Here is a 24640-nt window from a genome sequence, read left to right on the forward strand (position 1 = left end):
GACACGGCAGTGCTCCGGCACGAGGGCCGGACGGTCCGTCCGGCGCCGCCGCCCGCGGGCCCCAGGGAACGAGGGAGGGGCCCGGAGCGCCGGCACCGCATCAGCATGACCCACCGTTGTCTATGCGGGTAGACCCGAGCCTGTGAATTTCCCGTGACGGACAGCAGCCTTCAGCGCGTCGAAACGCTCCGCGCGGTGCGCGGTCAGTGGAAGACGATCGCGTGGCCGTCGGCAAGACTGGCCAGGCAGGCGCGGTGGAGCTGGCGCCAGGCGTACTGCTCGGGTTCGAACGGCCCGTCGGGAGCGGGCGCGGGCTCGGCCGGGGTGATGCCCAGGGCCGGGGCGATGGTGGTGAGTTCGTGCAGCAGGCGCTGGGTCGAGCCGACCATCCCGGCGCCCGCGACGCCCGCGTCGGCGGGCAGGAACAGCGGGTCGGCGAAGTCCACCGGGACGTAGTAGCCGGCGTTGTCGGCGTGGCAGATCAGGTGCGAGGCGAACCTCGACGCCTCGTCCCGGATCAGGTCGCAGTCGCGCTCCCAGCCGGCCCCGTCCTCCTCGGCGGGCGTGACCGGCTCGCCGCAGCCGGTGAGCGCCAGCACGCGGCGCAGCCGGGTCAGGTAGCCGTACGGGAAGCCGCCGGAGAAGGCGGGGTCCCGCACAGCCGCCACGTCGAGCGGCGGCTCGTGCCAGTCGATCCCCTCCGCCGCGAGCGCCGCGCCGAGCCGGTCGAAGGCGCGCCGGTGGTACTCGAGGCCCTCCGGGTCGTTGCGTGCCTGGTCGTGGAGCATTCCCACCGATATCGAGAGTCCCATGGCGCTACAGCGTAGGTGATCACTCCGACAGGCGGGTTCCGCCGGCGCCGCCGTCCGCGACTCCGGGGGACGGACTGCGCCCGGGCGGTCGCGGACCTGATGCCCTGATGCCCCGCCGCTCCCCCGGTGCCCTGATGCCTCCTTAGGCCGCCCGGGCGGTCCCCGGGGTGTCGGGCCGCCGGGTCGGGAGCGGGAGCCGGGCGGGCGGCCTACCGTGGGCCAGCCGCGGGCCGGTCGACCGGAGGGAGCCGCGATGCCCAGACCGAAGCAGCGGGTCGCCGCCGCCCTGGTGCTGCTGCTCGCCTGGACGGTGGCGGGGTGCGGCGGTGGCGGGGGTTCCGGGGACGGCGGGGCAGTGGTCCTCGACTGGTACAACTTCCCGGACGACTCGGGCGCGCTCCAGCAGGCCGCGGACAACTGCGGGCGCGACTCCGGCGGTCGCTACTCCATCCGCTACAACAAGCTGCCGCGCACCGCCGACGGCCAGCGCCAGCAACTGGTGCGCCGGTTGGCGGCGCACGACACCGGCGTGGACATCATGGGGCTGGACGTCACCTGGACGCCGGAGTTCGCCGAGGCCGGCTGGGTGCGCGAGTGGACCGGCGCGCTGCGCGAGCGGGCGAGCGAGGACACCCTGACGGCGGCGCTGCGGACGGCCACCTGGAAGGACCGGCTGTACGCCGTCCCGTACAACTCCAACACCCAGCTGCTCTGGTACCGCGACGACCTGGTGCCCACCGCGCCCGCCACCTGGGACGAGATGCTGGACATGGCGCGGCGCCTCGCCGAGCAGGACAAGCCGCACTTCATCGAGGTGCAGGGCGCGCAGTACGAAGGCCTGACGGTCTGGTTCAACACCCTGGTCACCAGCGCGGGCGGCTCGATCCTCACGCCCGACGCGACGGCGCCCTCGCTGGGCGAGCCGGCCGTGACCGCCGCCCGGGTGATCCGCGACCTCGCCCGCTCCCCCGCCGCCGACCCGTCGCTCTCCAACCAGATGGAGGACGAGAACCGGCTCGCGATGGAGTCCGGCACCGCCGCCTTCGAGCTCAACTACCCCTTCGTCTATCCGTCGATGAAGGAGAACAAGCCCGAGCTGTTCCCCCACTTCCGCTGGGCGCCCTACCCCTCGGTGGTCCCCGGGCGGCCCGCGACGGTGACCATCGGCGGCATCGACCTCGCCGTCGGCGCCTACTCCCGGCACCCGGAGGCGGCCCAGGAGGCCGTCCTGTGCCTGCGCAACCGCGAGAACCAGCTGACCAACGCGCTCAAGGGCGGCCTGCCGCCGTCGCTGCGCGGCCTGTACGCCGCCGCCGAGCTGACCGCGAGCTACCCGTTCGCGGCGGACGTGCTGAAGGCCCTCGACTCCGCCTCGGTGCGGCCGCAGACACCCGCGTACCAGAACGTCTCGATCGCCGTCGCGCACGCCCTCTCCCCGCCCTCGGAGGTGGACCCGGAGCGCACGGTGGCCGACCTCGCCGGGCAGATCAGGGACGCGCTCGGCTCGAAGGGGTTGATTCCGTGACCGCGACCAGAATGAGAACCGGAGCCTCCGGCCGGCTCTCCGAGGGCTCCCGGCAGGAACGCCGGCTCGCCTGGCTGCTGTGCGCCCCCGCCGTGCTGGTGATGCTCCTGGTGACGGCCTATCCGGTCGGCTACGCCGTCTACCTCTCCTTCCAGCGCTACGACCTGCGCTTCCCGGACCGCTCGGCGTTCGTCGGCCTCGCCAACTACGGCGCCGTGCTGTCCTCCTCGTACTGGTGGCAGGCGCTCTGGGTGACGGTGCTGATCACCGTCGTCTCGGTGACGGTGGAGCTGGTGCTGGGCCTGGCGCTGGCGCTGGTGATGCACCGGGCGGTGATCGGCCGGGGCCTGGTGCGCACGGCGGTGCTGGTGCCGTACGGCATCGTCACCGTGGTGGCGGCCTACTCCTGGCAGTACGCCTGGACGCCCGGTACCGGGTACCTGGCGGCGCTGCTGCCGGAGGGCAGCGCGCCGCTCACCGAGCACTGGCCGGCGATCGCCCTGATCGTGCTGGCCGAGGTGTGGAAGACCACGCCGTTCATGGCGCTGCTCCTGCTGGCCGGCCTGGCGCTGGTCCCGGCCGAGACGGTGCGGGCCGCGATGGTCGACGGCGCCGGGTTCGGACAGCGGCTGCGGCTGGTGATCCTGCCGCTGATGAAGCCGGCCATCCTGGTGGCGCTGCTGTTCCGGACCCTCGACGCGTTCCGGATCTTCGACAACATCTATGTGCTGACCGGCGGCGCCAATGACACCGGCTCGGTGTCGATCCTCGGCTACGACAACCTGTTCACCGCGCTCAACCTGGGCATCGGCTCGGCGATCTCGGTGCTGGTGTTCCTCTGCGTGGCGGCGATCGCGGTGGTCTTCGTGAAGGTCTTCGGCGCGGCCACGCCCGGCGGTTCGGCGGAGCAGCGGTGACCGCCCGGCAGGCCCGCTCCGGGGCGGGCTGGGGCGTGGTCAACCTGGTGGTGGTGCTGTACGCGCTGTTCCCGGTCTGGTGGATCGCCGCGCTCTCCTTCAAGGACCCGGCCACCCTGACCGACGGCGACTTCGTGCCGCGCAGCTGGACGCTGGAGAACTACCGCGGCATCTTCCGCACCACGGAGTTCACCCGGGCGCTGGTCAACTCGATCGGCATCGCGGTGATCGCCACCACCATCGCGGTGGTGCTCGCCACCATGGCGGCGTACGCGGTGGCCCGGCTGCGCTTCCCCGGCAAGCGGCTGCTGATCGGGATGTCGCTGCTGATCGCGATGTTCCCGCCGATCTCGCTGGTCTCGCCGCTGTTCGAGATCGAGCGGGCGCTGGGGATCTTCGACACCTGGGCGGGGCTGATCATCCCCTACATGACCTTCTCGCTGCCGCTGGCGATCTACACCCTGTCGGCGTTCTTCCGGGAGATCCCGTGGGAGCTGGAGAAGGCCGCCAAGGTGGACGGCGCCACCCCCGCGCAGGCGTTCCGGCTGGTGATCGCCCCGCTGGCGGCCCCGGGCGTGTTCACCACCGCCATCCTGGTCTTCATCTTCTGCTGGAACGACTTCCTGTTCGCGATCTCGCTGACCTCCACGGACGCCGCGCGCACCGTGCCGGCCGCGATCGCGTTCTTCACCGGCAGCTCCCAGTTCCAGCAGCCGACCGGCTCGATCGCCGCCGCGGCGGTGGTGATCACGGTGCCGATCGTGCTGTTCGTGCTGTTCTTCCAACGCCGCATCGTGGCCGGCCTGACCGCCGGCGCAGTGAAGGGATGACGCGGACCGATGGCGGAGATCGTCCTCGACGGCATCAGCAAGCGCTACCCCGACGGCTCGGTGGCCGTCCACGACCTCGATCTGACCGTCGCCGACGGCGAGTTCGTGATCCTGGTCGGCCCCTCGGGCTGCGGGAAGTCCACCACCCTGAACATGATCGCGGGCCTGGAGGACATCACCGGCGGCACCCTGAGGATCGGCGGGCAGGTGGTCAACGACCGGGCGCCCAAGGACCGGGACATCGCGATGGTGTTCCAGAGCTACGCGCTCTACCCGCATATGACTGTACGTCAGAACATGGGCTTCGCCCTGCGGCTGGCCAAGGCCGACAAGGCGGTGATCGCCGCCAAGGTGGAGGAGGCCGCCCGGATCCTCGACCTCACCGAGCACCTCGACCGCCGCCCCGCCAACCTCTCCGGCGGGCAGCGCCAGCGGGTCGCGATGGGCCGGGCGATCGTCCGCGACCCCAAGGCGTTCCTGATGGACGAGCCGCTGTCCAACCTGGACGCCAAGCTGCGGGTGCAGATGCGCACCCAGATCTCCCGGCTGCAGCGGCGTCTGGGCACCACCACCGTCTACGTCACCCACGACCAGGTCGAGGCGATGACGCTGGGCGACCGGGTGGTGGTGCTCCGCGCGGGCCTGGTCCAGCAGGTCGGACCGCCGCAGCGGCTCTACGACGAGCCGGCCAACCTGTTCGTCGCCGGGTTCATCGGCTCGCCCGGGATGAACCTGCTGCACGGCCGGCTGGAGGAGGGGGCCCTGCGCACCGCGCTCGGCGACCTGCCGCTGGGCGACCGGCTGCACCGGCGGCTCACGGCGGCGGACGCGCCGCGCGAGGTGGTGGTCGGCATCCGCCCCGAGCATTTCGAGGACGCCGCGCTGCTGGAGCACCCGAGCGGCGGCGCGACGGTGACGGTCGGGGTCGAGGTGCTCGAGTCGGTGGGCTCCGACGTGTTCGCGCACTTCACCGTGGAGGGCGACGCGGTCTCCGGCGGCGGTCTGGAGGAGCTGGGCGCGCGGCAGCAGGAGGCGGGCGCAGGGGCGCCCGGCCGGGAGGTGGTGGCCCGGATCGGCACCGCCACCCGGGCGGCCGAGGGCGCGCCGCTGGACCTGTGGATCGACACCGAGCGGTTGCACGTCTTCGACCCGGCCACCGGGGCGGCGCTCAGCGGCGGGAGCTAGCGGACGAGGGTTGGGATCCGGGGAAACGGGCAGGCGGGGGCGCGTACGACCCCCGCTCCCCCGCTGGACGTGCCGTACCGGGCGGTTCGGGCGATCATGGGGGAACGCGCCTCGAAAGGTGGAATGCGATGTTCCAGCTCCTGTGGATTCTGCTCATCGGTTTCGTGCTCGGCGTGATCGCCAAGCTGGTCCTGCGCGGCCCGCAGTCGATCCCCTGGTGGCTGACCATGCTGCTCGGCGCGGCCGGGGCCTGGCTGGGCAACGCGGTCTCCGGCTGGATCGGCGTCCGGAACACCTCCGGGATCGACTGGATCCGCCATCTGCTCCAGCTCGGCTTCGCCATCGCCCTGGTCGCCGTCGTCGCCCCCGCCTGGAGCTCCCGACGGACCAGATGACGGTCGGGCGCGGCGGCGTCCGCGACGGCGCGGCTAGACTCGCACGGCCGTACGTGCCGTCCCACGGACCGGCGGACCGGCCGTGGTACCGACGACGGCCGGAGCACTGGACGACCGTCCGACCCGCCGCGGCCGCCGATGACCGCGCCGGCCCACGGGCGCCGAACTCGCGAGGGAACAGAAGATGGTCGAGGCCTCCCCCAAGGTCGTTGTGGTCGTGCCCACCTACAACGAGCGGGAGAACCTTCCGGTCCTCGCCGGACTGCTGGCCGGCCTCGATCTGCCGAACCTGCACCTGCTGGTGGTCGACGACAACTCCCCCGACGGCACCGGCGAGATCGCCGACAAGCTGGCCGTGGAGTCCGACGACCGGATCCGGGTGCTGCACCGCACCGAGAAGGACGGCCTCGGCCGGGCGTACGTCGCCGGGATGACCCGGGCGCTGGAGGACGGCGCGGACGTGGTCGTGCAGATGGACGCCGACCTGTCCCACCCGGCCTCCGTCCTGCCGCTGATGGTGACGACGCTGCTGGCCGACGACACGGCGGTGGTGATCGGCTCCCGGTACGTGCCGGGCGGGTCGACCGCCGAGGAGTGGCCGTGGCACCGCAAGGCGCTCTCCGCCTGGGCCAACCTCTATGTGAACACCATCCTCGGCCTGGGCGTGCGGGACGCCACCGCCGGCTACAAGGCCTGGCGCGCGGAGACCCTGCGGGCGATCGACCTGCCGTCGGTGCACAGCAACGGGTACTCCTTCCAGGTCGAGCTGAACCACCGGGTGGTGCGGCGCGGGCTCACCGTCAAGGAGGTGCCGATCCGCTTCGAGGAGCGGGTCGAGGGCGCGTCGAAGATGAGCCTCGGCGTGCAGGTGGAATCGGCGCTCGCGCCGTGGAAGCTGCTGCGCGAGGGGCGCCGCGAGAAGCCGTAGCGAAGGAGGTCCCGCGTGGCCCTGGCGCCCGAGCGGGCCGCCGCACTGGTGCGGCGCGCCGCCCGTGAACCCTTCGCCGTGCAGACCGCCCGGGCGACCGTCGCCGCCACGCTCTCCTACGTGGTGGCGACCTGGCTCAGCAGCGAGCCCGCCCCGCTGACCGCGCCGCTCACCGCGCTGCTGGTCGTCCAGGTCACCGTCTACTCGACGCTCACCACCAGCATCCGCCGGGTGAACTCGGTGGTGGTCGGCGTGCTGATCGCGATCGGCTTCAGCACGGTGGTCGGGCTCTCCTGGTGGAGCCTCGGACTGATCATCCTGGCCTCGCTGGTGATCGGCCGGTTCGTCCGGGTGGACGAGTTCGTCCAGGAGGTCGCGATCAGCGCGATGCTGATCCTCGGCGTCACCCAGGTGACCTCCCGGGCCTGGGACCGGGTGCTGGAGACGCTGATCGGCGCGACCGTCGGCCTGCTGTTCAACCTGGTGTTCGCGCCACCCGTCTGGGTGGACACCGCGGGCCAGTCCATCGAGGACCTCGCCCGCCGGGCCCGGCACCTGCTCGTCGACCTCTCCGACCAGCTCGGCCGGCCCACCCCGGTCGCGGACGCCGCCGAGCGCCTGCACGAGGCCCGCCGGCTCGACCAGGCGATCGCCGACGTCGACGCCGCACTGCGCCAGGCCGAGGACAGCCTGCGCTTCAATCCGCGGATCAGCGAGGGGCTGCTCTCCCGGCTTGTGCTGCGCACCGGGCTGGACACCCTGGAGATCTGCGTGGTGGTGATCCGGGTCATCTCGCGCTCGCTGACCGACCTCGCCAAACGGCGCCGGCCCGGCGAGCCGCTGGTCGCCCCGGCCCTGGCGGTGGCGATGGAGGAGCTGCTGGCGCACGTCGGCGGCGCGCTGGTGAGCTTCGCCGTGCTGGTGACCACCCAGGTCAGCCTGAACGCCGAGGAGGCCGAGGAGCGGCTGAACGCCGAACTGGCGGCCGCCTGGGCGAGCCGCGAGAACGTCGCCCGGCTGCTGCTGGAGCAGGTGCGGGCGGACCCGGAGGCCTGGCACCTGCTCGGCTCGCTGCTGACCGAGGTCGACCGGATCCTCGACGAGCTGGACCTGGAGCACCGCTCCCGGCGGCTGATGGAGGAGCTGGACCGGGCGTCGGTGGCGAGCCGGGAGCGGTTCTCCCGGCTCGGCCGGGTGCGCCGGTGGGTGCGCGGCGACCGTCCGGGGTTCGCCCGGGTGCGCCGCCGGCGCAGGCGCGCCGGGCGGCGCTGACCCGGACCCGGCGGGGCCACGGGCTCAGGGCATCGTCCAGGGGTCCTGCGGCAGCGGGTGGCCGGTCTCCAGGTAGGTCTTCAGATTGGACAGCACGGCCGACCAGCCCGCCTCGGCGTCCGCCCGCTCGGCCTCGTCGGCCAGGTTGTCGTGGGTCACGGTCAGCCGGGTGAGGTCGCGGTGGGAGTGCAGCTCGAAGGTCACCCGGGACGGACCGGCGGGGCGCTGCTCGCCGGGGCCGGACCAGGTGGTGACCAGGAGGTTCGGCCGCTCGGCCGTCTCCACCGTGCCGAACGCGTCGGCGACGCCGGAGCCGTCCGCGCGCTGGTGCTCCCAGCGGGCGCCCGGCTGCCAGGTGGACACATTGCGGTGGCCCCAGTAGAGGCCGGACTCGTCGGGGTTGGTCAGCGCGTGCCAGACCCGCTGCGGGGCGGCGTGCAGGTAGGAGATGTGGCGGTAGGCGGGGACGGCCATGCGCTCACCCCTCGGCCGCGTCGAGCAGCTGTTGGACGTCGATCCTGCGCATGGACAGCATGGCCCGGGTCACCCGGGCGGCCTTGTCACGGTCCGGGCCGGAGACCAGGTCGATCAGGATCCGGGGGGTGACCTGCCAGGACAGGCCCCAGCGGTCCTTGAGCCAGCCGCACTGGCTCTCCTGGCCGCCGCCCTCCAGCAGCGCCGCCCAGAGCCGGTCCACCTCCGCCTGGTCGTCGCACTGCACCTGGAGCGAGACGGCCTCGGTGAACGGGAAGATCGGGCCGCCGTTGAGGGCGACGAACGGGCGGCCGTCGAGTTCGAAGGCGACGGTCAGCACGGCGCCGGGCGTGCCGGGGCCCGCCTCGGTGTAGTGGGTGACCTCGGTGATCCGCGAGTTCGGGAACACCGAGGTGTAGTAGCGGGCGGCCTCCTCGGCCTGGTCGTCGTACCAGAGGCATGGGGTGATCTGCTGCATGGAGCCGACGGTAGCGGCGGGCCCCGGCCGGGCGGCCGCGCCACGGCCGGGGGTCACCGGTTCGGCGCCCCCGGCCGCGGCCGCCGCGGCTCCCGGGTCAGTGCACCCAGCCCGCGTAGCGCCGGGTGAAGCGCTGGCCGGTGGCGGCGGTGACCACCACGTCGTAGCGGCCCTGCTTGTCCAGCGGCCAGGCGAGGTTGGTCTGCTTGCCGGGCCGCACCCAGACGGTCTGCGCGGTGCCCGCGAAGTCGTTCGGCGCGACCGAGAAGCAGACGTCGGTCATGCCGTCGTTGACCAGCTGGAGGGTGAGCCGGCCGGACTTGGAGAGGTCGGCGGTGACGATCGGGATGCCGATGTCGTCCTGCCCCGCCGGGACGTCGGCGCCGCCGGCGCCCTCGCGGACCACGGTGCCGGCGAAGCGGCGGACGAAGCCGTCCGGGCCGTGCACGGTGAAGTCGTAGCGGCCGTTGGTCGCCGCGGCCTCCCAGACGTACGTCGCCGTGGCGCCCGGAGCCACCGTGAACGGCGTGCCGGCGAACGGCTGCGCGATGTTGGGGTAGACGGTGTACGGGAAGGAGACGCCGCCGTCGTTGCTCAGCGTGCAGGTGACCCGGCCGGTGCGCCGGTCCACCTCGGCCTCCGCCCAGGGCTGGTAGGGCAGTTGGCGGTGCGGGCGGTCGCCGCGCTCCTGGACCGGCATCGACTGGGCGCCGACGGCGGGCAGTTGCACGCCGGGCAGCTTGGTCCCGGCGTCGGCCTCGGCCATCAGGGCGGTGGTGTCCGGGAGTCGCGGGATCGAGTGGTCCGGCGCCGCGAAGTCGAAGCAGCTGGTGAGGTCGCCGCAGACGGCGCGGCGCCAGGCGGAGATGTTGGGCTCGGCGACACCGGTGACCTGCTCCATGAAGCGCAGCACGGAGGTGTGGTCGAAGACCTGGGAGTTGACCCAGCCGCCACGCGACCAGGGCGAGATGACCCAGAGCGGGACGCGGTTGCCGAGGCCGATGGCGCGGCCCTGGGTGAACTCCTCCGGTGTGCCCGGCTCGGGGGTCGGCGGGATCAGGTGGTCGAAGTAGCCGTCGTTCTCGTCGTACATCACCAGGAAGACGGTGTGCCGCCACACGTCCGGGTTGGACATCAGCGACTGCAGGGCCTGGTTCACCCAGTGCGCGCCGTACGCCGGGCCGGCCTCCGGGTGCTCGGAGAACAGGTAGGGGGCGACCAGCCAGGAGACGGTCGGCAGGGTGCCGTCCTTGCAGTGCGCGTCGAAGGCCGCCGGGTCGAACTTGGTCATCGCGTTGATGTAACGCGGGTCGTCCTTGGGGAAGTTGTGGAACTGCTTGAAGTAGGAGAGCGCGTTGTCGTCGTAGTCGCCGGTGCGGTCGTCCTTGCTGGGGTTGTGGTAGACCCGCCAGCTCACCCCGGCCTGCTGGAGGCGCTCGGCGTACGTCGTCCAGTCGGCGACCGGGTTGTCCGTCACCGGGGTGTTGTCGATCCACGGGCCGGTGGTGCCGTCCCGGCCGGGGCCGGCGGTGCCGGTCCACAGGTAGAGCCGGTTGGGGTCGGTCGGGCCGGCCAGCGAGGTGAAGTAGGCGTCGCAGAGGGTGAACGCGTCCGCGAGCGCGTACTGGTAGGGGATGTCCTCACGGGTGAAGTAGCCCATGGTGCGCTCGCCCTTGGCGGCGATCCACTTGTTCATCGCGCCGTTGTTGATGGCCTGGTGACCGGTCGCCCAGTCGTGCGGCAGGCCGCCGGCGTTCTGGGCGTTGTACTTCGAGGTGTCCATCCGGTAGGGCAGCATGACGTCGCCGTCGCTGCGGCGCGGGTCGGGCTGGCGGAACACGTCGGTGCCGTCCGGGAATTGCAGCGCCTGCTTGTCGCCGAAGCCGCGCACGCCGTTGAGGGTGCCGAAGTAGTGGTCGAAGCTGCGGTTCTCCTGCATCAGCACCACGACGTGCTTGACGTCCTTGATGGTGCCGGTGAGCCGGCCCGGTGCGGGGGCGGCCTGCGCCGGGGAGCCGGGCAGGCCGGTCAGGGCGGCGGCGCCGGCGGCCGCGGTGGCGCCGACGAAGGTGCGGCGGGAGAGGTCGGACATCGCGAACTGGCCTTTCAGAGCTGGAAGGTGGCGACCGCGGCGGCGGTGTCGGACGGCCACTGGTTGGCGGCGAGGGCGGCCGGGTCGGCGCCGGTGGCCGGCCAGTCGGCGACCAGGGTGTGCGCCTCGACCAGCTTCAGCCGGCCGCGGTACAGCACGTAGTCGATCCGGTCCTGCGGTTCGGCCTTGCCGGTGGCGCGCTGCTTGCGGGTCGGCGACCAGGTGATGCCCGGAGCCTTGACCGGGTCCCGGTTCTCCTCGCGGAAGGTGTCGGTGAGACCGGCGGCCTGGAGCGCGGTGGTGACGGGCCAGGCGAGCGCTCCGACGCCGCCGTGCGCGGTGGCGGTGGCGGCCGTCCAGTCCAGGTGGGACGGCGAGGACAGCGCGCCGGCGAGCACCACCGGGACGCCGACGGGCTCGGCCTGGACCGCGGCGGCCAGCGCCTTGGCCTGCTGGAAGCGGGTGGAGGCGGCCTCCGCCGCCGTGATCTGCGCGGCGCTCCGCCCGTCCTGGGCGGCGTAGGGGCCGTAGTCCGCCTCGTCCAGGTGCGCGCTCCAGACGCGGACGGCGCGACCGCCGGGCAGCTGGACGGTCGCCGCGGCGGCGGGCAGGGCGGCGGTCGGCGCGGTGACGGCGGTCAGCGGGTACCGGCTGAGGATGCCGACGCTGCCGGCGCTCTGGTGGGCGTACCAGCCCAGCGCGTCGGCCAGGTTCCGGGCCGCCTTGCCGGCCGTCTCCTGGAGCGCCAGCACGTCCAGGCCCTGGGCCAGGACGACGCGCAACTGCTTCTCCAGGGCGTCGGTGAAGGCGGCGCCCGCGTCGGCGAGGTTCCAGCTCGCCACCTTGAGGCGCGGCGCGGCGGCCGGGTCGGCGACCGGGAGCAGCACGGTGACGGTGTCGGTGGCGCCGGCGCTGTCCTTGACCCCGACGACCAGCACCTCCGGGGTGCGCGGCGCCTTGCCGGCCGGCGCGGTGCCGGTGACGGTGCCGTCGGCGGCGACCGCGAGCCAGGCCGGGCCGGAGACCTTGCGGAAGGCGGCGCTGCCGGCCGGGTTCCCCTCCGGGCGGGACCAGAGGCCGCCGAGCTTGACGGTGACGGCCTCGCCGGGGGCGACCGGGGTGGCGGTGAAGGCGTCCACGGCGGCGTGCGGGCGGACCACGGCGGGCTTGGGGCGGAAGGTGAAGGGCTCGGTCCTGGCGAGGATGCCGTAGCCGTCCTTGGCCAGCAGGTACGCCGTGTAGGGGCCGCCGGTGAGCGCGGAGGTGTCGAGCTGGACGTCGCCCGCCGTGCCCGGCGTGTACTTCCAGAGCAGCGAGCCGCCGTTGCCGGGCTGCCGGTCGCCGTCGTAGACGCCGACCCAGTTCTTCGGGTCGGGGGCGTCGGTGGTCCAGTGGAAGGTGAGCCGGTCGCCCTCGAAGGGGGCGTGGGACGCGCTGGGGGTCAGGGTGCTGCCGGTGGCCACGGATGTCCTGTCCGCCGCTCGGGCGCCGGGCCGTCGGGGGGTACCGGACCGGGGCCGTCCACGGCTGCTGACGGAGGCTGGGAAGGGCGGCCCCATCAGCAGTTGGCTGTACAACTGCGGGGCCGGGCCCATTCATCCGAAGGACGGCGACCGGCGCGTGAACGCAACGTGACGCAACGTCGGGCGGTTCGGGAACTGTCGGACCGGAGCGGATCGGAGGGGATTCGCGGGGATCTGCGGGAGTTTGCCGGATGTTGCGGGGATCAGTCCAGGCCGCGGGCGGTGCGCAGGCGGTCGGAGAGGGCGGCCGGGTCGACGAGCGGGTCGGGGTAGCCGGCGGGGCGTTCGGCCAGCAGCCACGGGCGGTGCACCGCCCGCCCGGGGACGTGCGCCAGCTCCGGGACCCAGCGCCGGACGTAGGCGCCGTCCGGGTCCAGCCGGTCGGCCTGCGCCAGCGGGTTGAGCACCCGGTTGGGCCGGGTGTCCGTGCCGGTGCCCGCCACCCACTGCCAGTTGAGCTGGTTGTTCGCGAGGTCCCCGTCCACCAGCAGCCGCAGGAAGTGGCGCGCGCCGATCCGCCAGTCCCGGTAGAGGGTCTTGGCGAGGAAGGAGGCGGTGACCAGCCGGGCCCGGTTGTGCATCCAGCCCTCGTGGGCGAGTTGGCGCATGCCCGCGTCGACCAGCGGGAACCCGGTGCGCCCGGCGCGCCAGGCCGCGCACTCCTCGTCGTCCTCCGGCAGCCAGTGGTCGCCCCGGTCGCGGTAGGCGTGGTGCGCGGCCGACGGGCGGGCGGCGAGCACCTGGTGGTGGAAGTCGCGCCAGACCAGCTGCCGGACGAACGCTTCGGCGCCGTCGCCGCCGTGCCGGAGCGCCTCGGCCGCGAGTTCGGCGGCTGAGAGGCAGCCGAAGTGCAGGTACGGCGAGAGGCGCGAGGTGCCGTCGGCCGCGAGGTCGTCGTGCAGCTCGGCGTAGCGGTCCAGCTCGTAGCGGCGCCAGAGCCGCCGGCCGGCCCGTTCGCCGCCCGGCGGGAGGGCGGGCGACTCCGGCCGCGCGGTGGGGACGGGCTCGCTCGCGATGTCCTCCGGTGTGCGCAGCGCCTTCGGCGGGCGGTGGACGGTCCGGCGGGGTGCCTGCGACCAGGCGCGGAAGTACGGGGTGAAGACGGCGTAGTGGTCCTTGCCCGCAGGGGTCACCGCGCCGGGGACGAGGACGGTGAGCGAGCCGTCGTGGACGTGCAGGCGGTCGCCGAGGGCGGCGCGCAGCGCCTGTTCGCGGCGCTGGGCGAAGGCGCTCACGCCGGCGGCGACGTGCACCGAGGCGGCGTCCAGCTCGGCGGCCAGCCGGGCCGTGGCGGTTGCGGCGGGTCCGCGGCGCAGCACCAGCCGGCCGCCGAGGGGGCGCAGGGCGGCGTCCAGGTCGGTGAGGCAGTCGGCGAGGAAGGCGGCGCGATTGGGCGCGGCGAAACCGGCGGCCGCGATGTCGGGGTCCGGCACGAAGAGCGGGACGACCTGGTCCGCCGCGGCGCAGGCCGCGTGCAGCGCGGGGTTGTCGTGCAGGCGGAGGTCCTGGGTGAGCAGGGCGATGGCGAGAGTCATGGGAGGACCAGCCTGGCAGGGACGCGGGTGGCACGGGGTGTGGCGCGCGAACGGCGGGGGCGCGCACCACGATGGTGCGCGCCCCCGCCGGGGGTGTCGCGGAGGTCAGGCCAGGGCCGGCGCGGAGGTCAGGCCAAGGCCAGGAAGAGCTTCTCCAGCTCGGCCTCGGTCATCGGCGGCGCGTCGGCGTCGGCGCCCGCCATGCACTGGCGCATGCCGCTCGCCACGATCTTGAAGCCGGCCCGGTCGAGGGCCCGGGAGACGGCGGCCAGCTGGGTCACCACGTCCTTGCAGTCCCGGCCGGCCTCGATCATCGCGATCACGCCCGCCAGCTGCCCCTGGGCACGCCGGAGCCGGTTCAGGACCGCACCCACGGCCTCCTCGTCCACCTGCATCTCAGCACCGCCTTACGCTGTCGACTACCGGTTGTCCAGTGTACCCCGTGGGGTATCACTGCCCCGGGGGCCGGCAGCGGGGCGGGCGGCGGACGGGTGGGCCGGGCCGCGGGTGCCCCGGTCAGCGGCGGGCCAGCCTCCGCTCGCCGCCGGTGCCGGTGGCGTAGTCGAGGCCGTAGTGCGCGAACACCTCCGGCTCGGCCTCGGCGGGCAGGACGTCGTCGACGCCGATCGACGGCGCCGATTTGACCAGCGCCCGCGCGAACGCCACCTTGAGGTAGCCCGGGCCCAGCACGGCTCCGTCCAGGGGTACGAAGACCAGCTTGCTGTTGACGTTCAGCCCGACCGCGACGGCCGGACCGATGGTGACCGTCGCGAAGTACGGCTCGTCGCTGGCGGTCTCGACGTAGACGGACTCCAGCTTGCCGATCTTGTGGCCCTTCTGGTCCACGACGGCCTGACCCCGCCACTCCCTGATGTCGGCCGGAACGATCTCGGCGACGGCCATGGCGACCTCCCGTAGCCGCCCCACGGGCGGCAGCTCGGTTGGGCAGTGCCCCGGACCCTCCCATCCTGCGCCGGGAGCGCGTGAAGCGCCTGCCGGGCCGGTCCTCGCCCGATCGGGTGAACGTGACGGCCGGCGGTCGTCCTGGGCGGGGAGGGGCTCCGTCGTAGGGGTAGCAAGAGGCCCATTCCGCACAACCGGGGGTGAACCGACCAACCACGCACAGGAGACCCATCGAACACCTACGCTGTCGGCCGACGGATCATCAGATCACCTGGGCGGAGGCACGGCAGCAGTGGTGAGTTACGAGAGCATGTGGGAGCAGGGCGAACCGGGCGTCCCCGCCGACCTCCGTCCGGACATCCCGCACCCCGCCCGGATGTACGACTACTACCTGGGAGGAAAGGACAACTTCCCGTCCGACCGCGAAGCCGCCGAGCGGGCTCTGGCGGCCAACCCCGAATTCCGTTCCACCGCGCGCGCCAACCGGGCCTTCCTCACCCGGGCGGTACGGTGCGTGACCGACCTCGGCATCACCCAGTTCCTTGACATCGGAACCGGCATCCCCACGGCCGGTAATACCCATGAGATCGCCCAGGCGGTCGATCCCGGCGCCCGGGTCCTCTACGTGGACAACGACCCGATCGTGCTCGCCCATGCCCGCGCCCTGATGGGCGGCACCGCCGTCGGCCGGACCACCGTCATCCAGGCCGACCTGCGCCGGCCCGACGAGCTCCTCGCCGACGCCGCGGCCGAGAAACTGCTCGACTTCGACCGCCCGATGGCCCTCGTCCTCGCCGCCGTCCTGCACTTCGTGCGGGACGAGGAGGGCCCCTACGAGGTGGTGCGCACCCTGCTGGACAGGCTGGCCCCCGGCAGCCACCTGATCCTCTCGCACGGCACCGCGGACTTCCTCCCCGCCGAGGTCCGCGACCGGGTGACGGGGGTCTACAGCAAGGCCACCGCTCCCCTGGTGGGCCGCACCCGGGACCAGGTGCGGGCCTTCCTCGACGGCCTGGAGGTCCTCGACCCGGGGGTCGTCACCGTCCCGCTCTGGCGCCCCGACGGCGCCCTGCCCGCGGGCGCCGACCGGGTCAGCATGTACGGCGCGGTGGCCCGCAAGCCGTGACCCCGGCGGGGGCGGGCCTGCGGGGGCGGGTCGCTGTCAGGCGGGGCGGGTCGCTGTCAGGCGGGGCGGCTCGCGCGGAGCGAGTACATCAGCGGGACGCGCGGCTGACCCTCCGGGAGGCGGAAGACCCCGTCGTGCTCCAGCACCGGGAAGCGGGCGAACACGGTGAAGTCGTGTTCGTGGAGGAACTCGATCCGCAGGCCGGCGGCGACCAGGGCGCTGACGACCTCGCCGATCCCGTGCTGCCAGTCGACGGTGACGGCGGGGACCGTGGACGCCACCTCACCGTCGGTGTAGGTGCCGGGCTCGTCCCAGACCCGCCCCTCGGCATGGAAGTAGTCGTACTCCACCGTCCGGCCGTCCTCGGCCAGGATGTCGCCGAAGGGGTGGAACTCCGCGAGGTAGAGGAAGCCTCCGGGGGCGAGCAGGGACGCCACCGTCCGTGCCCAGCGGGTGAGGTCCGGGAGCCAGCAGAGCGCGCCGAGGCCGGTGTACACGATGTCGAAGCGCTGCCCGTCCAGCGCGGCCACGGCCTCGTACACGTCGGAGACGACGAAGCGGGCGGAGTCCATGCCGATCCGCCCGGCCAGTTCGGTGGCGGTCTCCACGGCAGGACGGGAGAAGTCCAGACCGGTGACGGTCGCCCCGTGGCGGGCCCAGGACAGGGTGTCCTGGCCGAAGTGGCACTGGAGGTGGAGCAGGGACTTCCCGCTCACCTCGCCGACCTCGGCGAGCTCGAAGTCCCGCAGGGACTCCTTGCCCTCGACGAAGCCGGGCACGTCGTAGAAGTCGCTGGCCACGTGGACCGGGACGCGCCCGTCCCAGTTGGCGCGATTGGCCGCGAGCCAGTCGGCGGGAGTCGGGATCTTCTTCATGCCACCACGCTAGGCAGGCCCCGGCGCCCGCTCAAACCGTTTTACGGCGGTGCCCGGGTGCGCGTGGAGCGCACCCGGGCACCGGACCCGTCGGTCGGTCAGCCCTGTCGTTCCTTCTCGTCACGGAGCGCGAAGTACTCCGTGACGCCGGCGACGAGCCGGCACTCGCCGGTCTCCCGGTCCACGATCACCGGGAGGTTCCCGCCGACCCGCAGCCGCCCGCGGGCGTCGGGGACCGTCGGCAGGTAGCCGAAGACGAAGGCGCCTTCGACGGCGACCGTCTCGTCGATCTTCAGCCGGTACGCGCGATCGTCCCAGCCGCGGACGCGCTCGCGGCAGTACGCGTCCGCCGCCAGTCGCGCCGACTCCTGGTCCATGCTCACCATCCGTGTCCTTCCCGGCCTACCACGCCGTGATCATCAGTTCGAGATTCTCCCACTTCTCGGTCACGGCGTGAGTCTCGCTCTGGTAGTCCAGGAACTTGATCACACCGGCGTCGTTCACCACGTTGAAGTAGTGGCCGACGTCGACGCCGTCGGTCCAGCCGAACACGATGCCACGGGTGCCGTAGCCGAGATAGGTCAACTGGTGCGTGATGTCGTCGACCCCCTCGGTCATGTGGAAGAGGGAGTCGTACTTGTACTCCAGCTCCTCCGGCTCGATGATCCCGCTGTCCCAGGCCGTGGCGCCGTCGTGGGTACCGCCGAGGCGGCTGTCGCCGACCTGGGCGCAGGCGCCGCAGTTGTCGGTGTAACCGCCGGGGTTCGCCCCGTCCAGGGTGTCCTCCGCCTTGCCCGCCGCCGGTCCCTTCGAACCGGTCCCGCCGCCCTCGGCGTCGGGCGAGCCGCCGCCGCTGGGGCGGCCGCCGTCCTTGCCGGCGGCCGGCGCGTCGGACGCGGGAGCGCCCGGGTCGTCGCCGCCCTTGCCGGTGCCGGACTTGGGGCTGCTCGGCTCGTCCACCTTGGGGGTGGTCGGCTCCGGGTCCGCCTTGGTGGTGGTCGGGAGGTCGTCGGAGAGCAGCTTCTTGACCGCGCTGACGAAGTCGTCGCCCTCGGACATCGCGACCTTGACGGCCTTGACGGCCTTCACACCGCCGCTGACCGCCTTGACCAGCCCGTAGCCGTCGATCGCGAACGAGCCGATCGTCCCGGTCACCTGGCCGGAGAAGTACGACGTGGAGCTGGTGTCCACGTCGAAGAAGTCCGCCAGCGGAGTGTCGTCGACGTACCCGGTGTGGCCCAGCCTGAACGGGGACTCGTTGGAGTAGTCGAACATCTCGTTGAACACTTCGTTGTCGCCGTTGGCGATGTCGGCGAAAGCGTTCCAGCCGTCGGAGAGGGTGTTCACCGTCCACTGGTAGGGGTCGCCGACGATCGAGTCGCCGACACCGGTGAAGAAGCTCCCGACGTCGTCCCAGCCCCACCACAGGCCGTTCGGGTCGCTCCCGGAGGTGGGGTTGCCCGCCGCGTACCCGTAGCCGCCCATCTGGTTGGGATCGGCCGACTCGAAGACCGGGTCGACGGTGAGGAAGCGTCCGGTCAGCGGGTCGTAGACGCGCACGCCGAGCAGGCCGAGCCCGCTGGTGGCGTCCGTGGGCTTGCCGAGGAAGCCCCGGCCGTCCGCCCAGGCCGTGGGCGCGGTGCCGCGCGGGTTGCCGTACGGGTCGTACGCCCGCCGGGTGATCGCCAGGGTGGTGCCGTCCACCTGGAGCTGCGCGGTGCCGTGCGGGGTGGTCGGCTGGTAGCTGACGGTGCCGCTGGAGGAGCGGACGATCACCGTGCCGTCCGGGCTCCGGTAGTACCGCAGGCCGGTGACGGTCTTCTTGACGGTGTCGAGGCTGAGCTGCTCCGCGCCGCCGAAGAGGTAGAGCAGGTTGGTCCCGGGATTGCGCTGGATCAGCAGGCCGCCGTCGGCGTCGTAGAGGTAGCTCGCCTGCTTGCCGGTGGTGGTGACCGACTTGGTGCGGCCCTCCTCGTCGTACTCGAAGCCCTGGACGGCGGTGCCCGGACCGGTCCGCGTCCTGGTGTTGCCGGCGCCGTCGTAGTCGGGCACCACGGTGGTGCTGCCGGACGGGCCCGTGGTGGTGACGGCGGTGGCGGCGTTCGGCCGCTTCGCCGGAGCCGTGCCGTTGCCCGGGTAGCCGATGGTCTGGGTGACGTCCTTGGCGGCCGCGCCCTTCACATCGTGGCTGACCTGCTGGACCCGGTCGCCGAGCTGGTTGAACTGCCAGTCCAGCCAGTACGGCGCCGGCCCGCCGATGGTGCTCGGCGAGGGCGCCGCCGTGACGCACCCGGCGAGCTGCCCCGCCGTGGCCGGCGTCAGGCCCTTGGTGTCGGTCCAGGCGGTGGTCAGCCGGTTCTGCACGTCGTAGCCGAAGCACTGGGTGTCGGTCACCCGGTCGGTGCCGCCGCTGGACTGGACGTCGGAGACCGCGGTGACGCTGCCCGCCGCGTTGTAGCCGTAGGTGGTCGCCGAGATCGGGTTGGCCGTGTTGCTCTGCAGGGTGACCCGGCTGGTCGCCAGCCGGCCGGTGGCCAGGTCCCAGGTCTGCGCGGTCCGCACCTGCTTGCTCGGCGTGCCGAGGGTGGTCTGCAGCACCTGGCCCTGCGGGCTGTAGGCGACGGTCGCCACGTACGGGCGGCTGGGCGTGCCCATCCCGACGAGCTTGCCCTGGAGGTTGTAGCCGTAGCCGACCGTCTCCGTGGGCAGGCCGCCCTCGGTGCCGAAGGTGGTCGTGGACAGCAGGCCCACCGTGTCGGTGTAGGTCGCCGCCGTGCTGTAGCTGCCGGCGAGGTTGCCCTCGGCCGCGGGGATCACCGTGGTGGACCCGGTCGGCTGGCCGACCGCGTTGTAGCCGTTGACCTTCTTGACGTAGGCGCTGCCGCCCTTGCCGCCCACGTAGCGGGTCGACGAGACCGGCATGCCCTTGCCGAGCGAGTCGTACGTCCACTCGGCGAGCAGCTTCGCCGGGTCGCCCGGGGTGCCACCGCTGTACTCGCCGGTCTTGCGGCCGAGTTCGTCGTAGCTGTACGAGAGCTGCTGGCCGCGCCCGTCCTTGACGCTCAGCAGCCGGCCGAGCGGGTCGTAGGTGCTGGTGGAGTCACCGCTGTCCGGGTCGCTCTGGGCCACCGTCCGGCCCTGGAGGTCATAGGTGTAGGACCAGGTGTTGCCCACCGTGTCCTTGACCGTCCGGACCTGTCCCCGGGGGGTGTAGGTGAAGCCGGTGGTGAGGTCCGCGGGAACGGCACCCGCCGTCCCGGCCGACCAGAGTTCGGTGTTGGCGCCGTCGTACATGACGACCCGGCCGTCACCGCGCACCTGGAGGTAGCCGCCGCTGTGGCCGCCGCTCGCGCTGGTCCAGAACGTCGTCTTCCCGGTGGGGTCCAGCACGACGAGACTGCCGTCCGCGAGCACGCTCGCGTACGCGCCCGGGTGGCCCGCGGTGCCCGAGGACCAGAGCGTCTTCCCGCCGACCAGCGCGGTCAGCACCAGGTTGCCGTCGGCCTGCATGGCCAGCCGCACGCTGCGGGAGACCACCGAGGTCCCGGAGGCGATCACGCTGCCGCCGGTGAGCTTGCGGTCCGGCGTGGTGTCGTGGACGACGGTCGACGTCCGGCGGCCGAGCGCGTCGGTGTACGCCGTGGTCGCCTTGCCGCCGGGCGGCGGCGTGACGTCCACCCGGTCCACGCCCCGGTAGGTCGTGCTGGACTGCCAGAGCGTGCTGGCGAAGGACACCTGGGTGACGGTGACCGGCCGGCCCTGGCCGTCGTACGCGGTGCGGGCCACCGCCGGACCGGTCCGGTTGGTCTCCTCCCACATCGAGCTGCCCGGCGCGTTGGCCGCGTCGTGGTAGCTCGCGATGGCCGAGACGGTCCAGCCGTGGGAGTCGTAGAAGGTCGAGGAGACCAGCCGCCCCGCCGAGTTGTCCGCGGTGGTCGCCTGGGTCTGCCGCGCCTGCAGCGTGCCGTCGTAGAACGTGACCTCGGTGCTGTAGCTGCCGTCCTCGCGCAGCGTCCTGGTGGTGACGGTGGACGGATCCGGCTTCTCGCCGGCGCCGTGGACCGCGTAGGAGAAGGTCCGGTCGGGCGACTGGGTCGCCCGGTCGCGGCCCGGCATCCACACCTTCACCCGTCGCCCGAGCGCGTCGTAGGCGGAGTCGGTGACCCGGCCGTTGACGTCCGTCGCGTGGGTGATCGAGCCGCGGCCCGGCGAGACGGTGTTGCTCGCCGTCCACTTCAACGGGTTCTCGGTCGACACCGCGGTCGGCAGCAGCCCGCTGTCCGGCGTGTAGGCGGTCGTGGTGGCCCGGCCGGCCGCGTCGGTGCTGCGGGTGACCCGCCCGTAACGGTCGTACGTCATCGCGCCGAGCACCTGGAACTGCGGCTGCCCGGAGGCGTTGTAGCCGGTCACCGAGTCGGTCGCGGTGACCAGGCCGAGCGAGCCGGCCCGCTGGCCGAGCCGGCCGGGGGTGCCCGGGCCGGTGACGGTCCCGTCGCCGTCGTAGTAGATCCGCTTGTGGCTGAGCGTGGTGTCCCGGCCCGGCGTGGTGTCGCACCCACCGGCGAGGCTGATCGCCTCCTTGGGGTAGATCAGCATCATCGGGTTGTCGGCCGGGGCGTCGGCGTAGGTCGTGACGGTGCAGGTCCGCTGGGCGGGGACGGACAGGTCGCCCTGCTCGTCGGCCTTCCAGATGCGGCCCAGGTCGTCGAAGGTGGTGCTGCTCCGGGTGGTCCGCCAGGTGTTGTCGCTCAGCAGGCCCAGCGAGCGGCTGCTGGTGGCCTTCACCCGGCGTGCCGTCAGGTCGGGCAGCGTCGAGAGCGTCGCCGGCTTCGGGTCCTCCGAGGTCCACGCGGTGCGCCCGGCGGTCGCCACCACCACCGTGTCCGGCGCGTCGGCCAGCGTCTTGGTGACCACGGTGCCGCCGGCCTGGGTGAAGCCCTGCCGCTCGTACGGGGTGCCGGCCAGCCAGGGGCTGTCGGTGATCTCCTCGCCGAGCGAGTTCTTCGCCTTGACGACGCGTTGGGTCCCGTCCGCCTTGTAGTCGCCGTCCATTCCCTGGAGGTAGGAGACGGTGTTCTGGGTGATCGGGTCCGGGGCCGCGCCGGTGGTGGTGGTGACGGTGCGGTAGCCCCGGAAGTCGTTCCAGGTGCGGTGCTTGTCGTCGGTCAGCTCGGAGTCGTCCCGGTGCCAGGCGGCGCCGTCCGCGTAGGTGTAGTCGGTCACCTTGGCGGGCGAGCCGGCCTTGGTCCGGTCACTGGAGGTGACCCGGGAGACCAGCGTCTTGTGGAACCAGTCCTCGATCGGGTCGACGGCGCCGGGCGTGTTCCAGAACACCGGGTAGCAGGCCATGGTGTTGGCGTCGGCGGAGGCCGGCATGGTGTTCTTCTCGCGCGAGCACTCCGGGGCCCGGTAGGTGACCGCGACCGACTCGCCGGTCTCCGTCTGGATGCTGGAGATCCGCGGGTGGTACAGCGGCGGGGCCGCCGGGGTGAGGCCGTCCACCCGGTTGTCGATCTCCAGGCCGGTGAAGGTCACCGGGTCCAGGGAGACCGGGCCGTCACCGCCGGCCGAGGTGTCCTTGCCGGTGTGGACGATCTCGGAGAGCCATATCACCGACTGCAGCGCGCCGGTGGACTTCGGGTCCTGGGTCTTGCCGGTGACCGGGTCGTAGGTGCCCCCGGCGTCCGAGAACACCTGGTTCAGCTCGTAGGTGTCCACGTCCTGCCAGCCCGCGGCGGTCCGGACCCTGGTGTCGATGCCCTTCAGCCGGTGGGTCTGCCAGAAGGTCGGCCCGCTGACGAGGCAGACGCCGTCGGTGTCACCGTCCGTGCCGACCTTGGTCTTCCAGTCCGAGGGGCAGTTCAGGTCGTACGGGGTGTCCGGCCAGTTGGCGGCGGTGTCCGAGGAGAGGTTGCCGTCCTTGCAGACGGTGTCCGAGGTGGTGCAGCGCTGCGCCGTGCGGAAGACCACCTCGGCGGCCGGCTCACGGCCCGCCCGGGCGTCCGCCAGCTGGTAGCCGTAGGAGATCCGGGTGAGGTGGCCGCCCCGGGTGTACTGGGTGAGGGTGCCGCCCCGGTCGTCCTTGTCCTCGTCGGGGATCTGGCCGAAGCCCATGTTGTAGTAGTTGGACTCGGTCGCCCAGTCGTAGCGCTGCACATTGCCGTGCGGATCGACCACGAAGTCCAGGTTGAACCGGTAGCCGACCGGTGCGTCGCACTGCGAGTCGTCGCCCTTGCCGGAGTCGTGGCAGGGGTCGTCCGTCCTGGGGTGGTAGACCGGGATGCCCCAGGCGCTGTTGGTGGCGCCGTCCGTGCTGCCGCCGGGAGCGTGGTTGAGGCCGAGGTAGTAGGCGGTGCCGTCGGTCGTGGTGACCTTGAAGTACTCGCCCTGCCAGAGGCCGTTGACCGCGCCGGTCAGCCGCTCGACCTTGGTGCCGTCGTCGCTCTGGAGACGGTAGCCGCCGTCCGCGTCGCGCAGCAGCAGGCCGTTGTGGGTGCCGAGCGAGATCGTGGCGTTCCAGCCGGCCCAGCAGGAGTCGCCGGAGTCCTCGATGCCCTGGTCCTTGCAGCTCTTGTAGGAGCGTTCGATGAAGCCCGGGCTGTAGGACCAGCCGTCACCGATCCAGGAGGACTGCGAGTTGCGCGCCGAGGTCTCGCCGTCCACCGACTGCGAGTCGTAGGCGAGCCCGACGGTCGGCGCCGCGCCGCCCAGCGACGGGGGCGCCGTGATCGGGTAGTGGTAGGTGAACGCGCCCGAGGCGGAGGCGGACCAGGCGCCCGAGGCGGACAGCGAGGTCGCCCCGTAGTTGCCCTGGGAGCCGCGGCTGCCCGCCACGGCGGCCACCGCGACACCGCCGGAGGACTGCGCGGCCGCCACGGCGGACGGGGCGGCGAAAGCGCTGCCGCCCTTCGCCGCGCCGGTGCCGGTGCCGGATCCGGCGCCGACGGCCGCCAGCGCGACCGTGCCGCTCAGCTTGCGGGTGACCGGGTCGTTGACCGCGTCGATCGGCGTGCGGGTGCGGCAGGCGGCCAGCTGCGGCGTGGTGAGCGCGCACCCGGGCATCGCCACCAGCTGCAGCCGGGACGCCCAACCGCCGCCGTACGCCTGCTCGATGGCGCCGTAGTCCAGGGAGACCGCGACGGCGCCGCTCTCCGTCCTGGCGTCGGCCCGGTCCAGGCCGACGAGCAGGCCGTCCACGCCGGCCTTCCTGGCCTGCCCCCGGTCGGCGAGCTTCACCCGGACCGAGGAGACCGGGCTCGCCTCGGCGACCGGCGGCGCGAGGGACTTGGCCCGGGCCCCCAGGGCCGTCGGCGCGGCGGGCGAGACCGAGACCGGCAGGTCGCCGGCCTTCGCCTCCCCGACCGGCGCCGCCAGGCCGCGCACCGCCGCGGTCCCGCCCAGGTCGACGGTGGCGGTCGCGGCGGCCGGCCACCGCACGGGCTTCACCACGTGCGGGACCAGCTCCCGCGCCCCCGCCGGGATCGCGGGAGCCGGGACGCCCTTCCCCCGGGCGCCCACCGGGGCCCCGGGCACCTTCGGCTCACCGGGAAGCGGGTCGGCCTCCCAGATCTGTCCCCCGTACCGGTATCCGCCGACGACGACGTCGGCGATGGCGAGCGGAGCCGCCAGCGAGAACACGGCGGTCGTCGCGACGGCGACGATTCCCCGTCTTGTCCAGGCCCGATTCCGGGCACGCCGGAATCCGCTTGTTCCTGCGCTCATGCGCAAATCCCCCAGAAGAAATAAAGACAGCCGGTGATCTGACGAATC

At 72.8% G+C, this 24640-nt stretch carries 19 protein-coding genes; 8 read left to right on the top strand and 11 right to left on the bottom strand.

The genetic code is table 11. From position 1 onward, the window contains the following. Nucleotides 1-203 precede the first annotated feature (203 nt). The gene (locus tag ABTX81_RS27915; protein WP_350550880.1) at nt 204-812 is read right to left on the bottom strand and encodes a putative DNA-mimic protein; all 609 of its coding nucleotides are present in this window, start codon (nt 810-812) and stop codon (nt 204-206) included. A 253-nt stretch (nt 813-1065) separates the two neighbouring features. On the opposite strand from ABTX81_RS27915, the gene ABTX81_RS27920 reads away from it, so the two are divergent. The 7 genes from ABTX81_RS27920 to ABTX81_RS27950 all read left to right on the top strand — a co-directional run bounded on the left by ABTX81_RS27920 (nt 1066) and on the right by ABTX81_RS27950 (nt 7864). Then, nucleotides 1066-2337 (top strand): ABC transporter substrate-binding protein, encoded by a 1272-nt coding sequence (locus tag ABTX81_RS27920; protein ID WP_350550883.1) that lies wholly within the window; start codon nt 1066-1068, stop codon nt 2335-2337. A gap of 11 nt (nt 2338-2348) precedes the next feature. Then, nucleotides 2349-3254 carry a carbohydrate ABC transporter permease gene (locus ABTX81_RS27925; RefSeq protein WP_350551018.1) on the top strand — a complete coding sequence of 302 codons (906 nt, stop codon included), beginning with the start codon at nt 2349-2351 and terminating at the stop codon, nt 3252-3254. Continuing rightward, complete coding sequence (locus ABTX81_RS27930) at nt 3251-4084, top strand: carbohydrate ABC transporter permease (RefSeq protein ID WP_350550886.1); 834 nt, start codon at nt 3251-3253, stop codon at nt 4082-4084. Before ABTX81_RS27925 ends, ABTX81_RS27930 begins: the two co-directional genes overlap by 4 nt. A gap of 9 nt (nt 4085-4093) precedes the next feature. After that, nucleotides 4094-5269, top strand: a complete 1176-nt coding sequence (locus tag ABTX81_RS27935; RefSeq protein WP_350550889.1) for an ABC transporter ATP-binding protein — start codon at nt 4094-4096, stop codon at nt 5267-5269. A gap of 128 nt (nt 5270-5397) precedes the next feature. Next, a complete protein-coding gene (locus ABTX81_RS27940) occupies nt 5398-5664 on the top strand; it encodes a GlsB/YeaQ/YmgE family stress response membrane protein (protein ID WP_350550892.1) in 267 nt (88 codons plus the stop codon). A 184-nt stretch (nt 5665-5848) separates the two neighbouring features. Further along, nucleotides 5849-6592: a polyprenol monophosphomannose synthase gene (locus ABTX81_RS27945; RefSeq protein ID WP_350550895.1), complete on the top strand. Its 744-nt coding sequence runs from the start codon at nt 5849-5851 to the stop codon at nt 6590-6592. Nucleotides 6593-6607: 15 nt separating this feature from the next. Further along, nucleotides 6608-7864, top strand: a complete 1257-nt coding sequence (locus tag ABTX81_RS27950; protein WP_502892875.1) for an FUSC family protein — start codon at nt 6608-6610, stop codon at nt 7862-7864. Between the two features lie 24 nt (nt 7865-7888). Here ABTX81_RS27950 and ABTX81_RS27955 read toward each other — a convergent pair whose 3' ends face one another. The 7 genes from ABTX81_RS27955 to ABTX81_RS27985 form a co-directional block, all read right to left on the bottom strand. Beyond that, entirely contained in the window at nt 7889-8338 is a 450-nt protein-coding gene (locus tag ABTX81_RS27955; protein WP_350550898.1) for an SRPBCC domain-containing protein, read from the bottom strand. Nucleotides 8339-8342: 4 nt separating this feature from the next. After that, a complete protein-coding gene (locus ABTX81_RS27960) occupies nt 8343-8816 on the bottom strand; it encodes a VOC family protein (protein WP_350550901.1) in 474 nt (157 codons plus the stop codon). A 97-nt stretch (nt 8817-8913) separates the two neighbouring features. Beyond that, complete coding sequence (locus ABTX81_RS27965) at nt 8914-10908, bottom strand: phosphocholine-specific phospholipase C (RefSeq protein WP_350550904.1); 1995 nt, start codon at nt 10906-10908, stop codon at nt 8914-8916. 14 nt (nt 10909-10922) lie between these two features. After that, nucleotides 10923-12371: an endonuclease/exonuclease/phosphatase family protein gene (locus ABTX81_RS27970; protein WP_350550907.1), complete on the bottom strand. Its 1449-nt coding sequence runs from the start codon at nt 12369-12371 to the stop codon at nt 10923-10925. A gap of 263 nt (nt 12372-12634) precedes the next feature. Further along, nucleotides 12635-13966, bottom strand: a complete 1332-nt coding sequence (locus ABTX81_RS27975; protein ID WP_350550910.1) for a cryptochrome/photolyase family protein — start codon at nt 13964-13966, stop codon at nt 12635-12637. A 128-nt stretch (nt 13967-14094) separates the two neighbouring features. After that, the gene (locus tag ABTX81_RS27980) at nt 14095-14361 is read right to left on the bottom strand and encodes a metal-sensitive transcriptional regulator (protein WP_350550913.1); all 267 of its coding nucleotides are present in this window, start codon (nt 14359-14361) and stop codon (nt 14095-14097) included. A 121-nt stretch (nt 14362-14482) separates the two neighbouring features. Continuing rightward, the gene (locus tag ABTX81_RS27985; protein ID WP_350550915.1) at nt 14483-14869 is read right to left on the bottom strand and encodes a PRC-barrel domain-containing protein; all 387 of its coding nucleotides are present in this window, start codon (nt 14867-14869) and stop codon (nt 14483-14485) included. A 295-nt stretch (nt 14870-15164) separates the two neighbouring features. Here ABTX81_RS27985 and ABTX81_RS27990 point away from each other — a divergent pair, with 295 nt between their 5' ends. Continuing rightward, nucleotides 15165-15995: an SAM-dependent methyltransferase gene (locus ABTX81_RS27990; protein ID WP_350550917.1), complete on the top strand. Its 831-nt coding sequence runs from the start codon at nt 15165-15167 to the stop codon at nt 15993-15995. A 56-nt stretch (nt 15996-16051) separates the two neighbouring features. On the opposite strand, the gene ABTX81_RS27995 is transcribed toward ABTX81_RS27990, so the two are convergent. From ABTX81_RS27995 to ABTX81_RS28005, 3 genes are all read right to left on the bottom strand, one after another. Beyond that, nucleotides 16052-16870 carry a class I SAM-dependent methyltransferase gene (locus ABTX81_RS27995; RefSeq protein ID WP_350550920.1) on the bottom strand — a complete coding sequence of 273 codons (819 nt, stop codon included), beginning with the start codon at nt 16868-16870 and terminating at the stop codon, nt 16052-16054. A gap of 98 nt (nt 16871-16968) precedes the next feature. Then, the gene (locus tag ABTX81_RS28000) at nt 16969-17253 is read right to left on the bottom strand and encodes a hypothetical protein (RefSeq protein WP_350550923.1); all 285 of its coding nucleotides are present in this window, start codon (nt 17251-17253) and stop codon (nt 16969-16971) included. A gap of 19 nt (nt 17254-17272) precedes the next feature. Continuing rightward, nucleotides 17273-24592, bottom strand: coding sequence for an RHS repeat-associated core domain-containing protein (locus ABTX81_RS28005; RefSeq protein WP_350550926.1), 7320 nt, complete (start codon nt 24590-24592; stop codon nt 17273-17275). Nucleotides 24593-24640 lie beyond the last annotated feature (48 nt).

It is taken from the genome of Kitasatospora sp. NPDC097605, assembly GCF_040302725.1.
Lineage (GTDB): Bacteria > Actinomycetota > Actinomycetes > Streptomycetales > Streptomycetaceae > Kitasatospora.

Excerpts from the sequence above, each read along its gene's own strand:
- ABTX81_RS27985 (WP_350550915.1), bottom strand. The coding sequence starts at position 14,869 with ATGGCCGTCGCCGAGATCGTTCCGGCCGACATCAGGGAGTGGCGGGGT.
- ABTX81_RS27920 (WP_350550883.1), top strand. The coding sequence starts at position 1,066 with ATGCCCAGACCGAAGCAGCGGGTCGCCGCCGCCCTGGTGCTGCTGCTC.
- ABTX81_RS27975 (WP_350550910.1), bottom strand. The coding sequence starts at position 13,966 with ATGACTCTCGCCATCGCCCTGCTCACCCAGGACCTCCGCCTGCACGAC.
- ABTX81_RS27955 (WP_350550898.1), bottom strand. The coding sequence starts at position 8,338 with ATGGCCGTCCCCGCCTACCGCCACATCTCCTACCTGCACGCCGCCCCG.
- ABTX81_RS27945 (WP_350550895.1), top strand. The coding sequence starts at position 5,849 with ATGGTCGAGGCCTCCCCCAAGGTCGTTGTGGTCGTGCCCACCTACAAC.
- ABTX81_RS27915 (WP_350550880.1), bottom strand. The coding sequence starts at position 812 with ATGGGACTCTCGATATCGGTGGGAATGCTCCACGACCAGGCACGCAAC.
- ABTX81_RS27960 (WP_350550901.1), bottom strand. The coding sequence starts at position 8,816 with ATGCAGCAGATCACCCCATGCCTCTGGTACGACGACCAGGCCGAGGAG.
- ABTX81_RS27980 (WP_350550913.1), bottom strand. The coding sequence starts at position 14,361 with ATGCAGGTGGACGAGGAGGCCGTGGGTGCGGTCCTGAACCGGCTCCGG.
- ABTX81_RS27965 (WP_350550904.1), bottom strand. The coding sequence starts at position 10,908 with ATGTCCGACCTCTCCCGCCGCACCTTCGTCGGCGCCACCGCGGCCGCC.
- ABTX81_RS27925 (WP_350551018.1), top strand. The coding sequence starts at position 2,349 with ATGAGAACCGGAGCCTCCGGCCGGCTCTCCGAGGGCTCCCGGCAGGAA.
- ABTX81_RS28005 (WP_350550926.1), bottom strand. The coding sequence starts at position 24,592 with ATGAGCGCAGGAACAAGCGGATTCCGGCGTGCCCGGAATCGGGCCTGG.
- ABTX81_RS27995 (WP_350550920.1), bottom strand. The coding sequence starts at position 16,870 with ATGAAGAAGATCCCGACTCCCGCCGACTGGCTCGCGGCCAATCGCGCC.
- ABTX81_RS27940 (WP_350550892.1), top strand. The coding sequence starts at position 5,398 with ATGTTCCAGCTCCTGTGGATTCTGCTCATCGGTTTCGTGCTCGGCGTG.
- ABTX81_RS27935 (WP_350550889.1), top strand. The coding sequence starts at position 4,094 with ATGGCGGAGATCGTCCTCGACGGCATCAGCAAGCGCTACCCCGACGGC.